General features: G+C 53.4%; 1 protein-coding gene. It reads right to left on the bottom strand.

Annotated features, from left to right (window positions below; translation table 11 throughout):
- Nucleotides 1–570 precede the first annotated feature (570 nt).
- Nucleotides 571–1044 (bottom strand): hypothetical protein, encoded by a 474-nt coding sequence (locus tag D6877_RS00970; RefSeq protein ID WP_130909571.1) that lies wholly within the window; start codon nucleotides 1042–1044, stop codon nucleotides 571–573.
- Nucleotides 1045–1259 lie beyond the last annotated feature (215 nt).

The raw sequence follows: 1259 nt of genomic DNA, 5'->3' as shown, positions 1-1259 counted from the left end.
CCGACGGCCGCCCGCGCATCGTTGCGCTGCGTAGCCGTGGTTACTACTACAGCCTCTGAACCAGCGCACTTATCCTGTGCGGGCCGGCTGGCGATGGTGTTTGTTTGGTCGGGTTTTTTGCGTGTATATCCGTTGCTGCGGTAACGGCTACTTAAGGTTCCGCTCTTACAGCGGGTCACCTTTTTCAAACGCCAAAAAGGTAACCCAAAAGGCTTGCTCCTATGTTCGGCCCTCGCAGGCTCGGGTTCCTTCGCTGCGGGATCGATCCGGGCGCAGCGGCTCCGGTTTGCTTCGCTGCACCTCCTTCCGCTGTGTCTGGCTGCGCCAGACGGTCGCTACGCTCCCACGCCCGGATCAATCCCTCCACTCAGCCTTCCGATGTCGCCGGTTAGGCAAGATCAAGGGCACTCGAGCTAACGCTCATTGTTGAGTGGTTAGGAGCGGGTGGTTGGCTTTGGATTTGTGGTGTCTGATCGTTCCCACGCGCAGCAAAGGAATGCGGCCTGGGAAGTTTCGCGTCCCACAGCCTGAGGATCGCTGCCTTCGGTGCCTTCGGTGCCTCATAATCGGTTAATCGGGCATCGAACGAATAATGTCGGCCAAATCGTCCTTGGTTATCTCGTTGGCCTTAATGGCAGCGGCAATGTCTTTTTTGGAAAGTGGAAAACGCTTGAAAATTTCTTGCAAAGTATTCGCATCAACATTTGCCAGCCAGAGCGGATCAATGAAAGAACCGCCGTACTCAGGCTTCATCGGTACTTCTTCGTGGGCAATCGTACCCTTATGGTTGAGATACACCACATAACGATCATGCCCTTCAGGAAAGCTTTTATCGTGATATAGCGTAGTACCCTGCGGCAGCACGTAGTAATTCTCGTCGCCGTTTGGAACCTCGATCAGCAACGGTTCTTTAGTTTTGATCATCTTCTTATCGTGCCCCTGCGAACCATGATCAAAAATCAAGAATGCCAAAAAAATCGCATTGACCGATAAAGCTGCCATCAGCCATGGGCCGACTTGCCTGGTAAACGTTTTATTTGTCATGGGGATCTCGGTATTTGCTTTGTTAAGGCACGCAGCCGTTGCTCTTATGCTGAGCGAGTACCGTCTAAATGAGCGATCACAGCCTCGGCCCGTGCATTATCCAAAAGATCGCAGCCTTCAGCATCACCTGCACTGGGTATGTGTAAGGCCGGGCACGAAACGTCTTTACCGAAGCTTTACGCTGCGCTGACCGCCGCTGACCTTGATCTGCGTAA

It is taken from the genome of Pseudomonas sp. Sample_9 (genome assembly GCF_004307535.1).
GTDB lineage: Bacteria > Pseudomonadota > Gammaproteobacteria > Pseudomonadales > Pseudomonadaceae > Aquipseudomonas > Aquipseudomonas mercuritolerans.
Note: the sequence above shows the minus strand (reverse complement) of the source record. Positions and strands in the feature narration are given on the sequence as shown.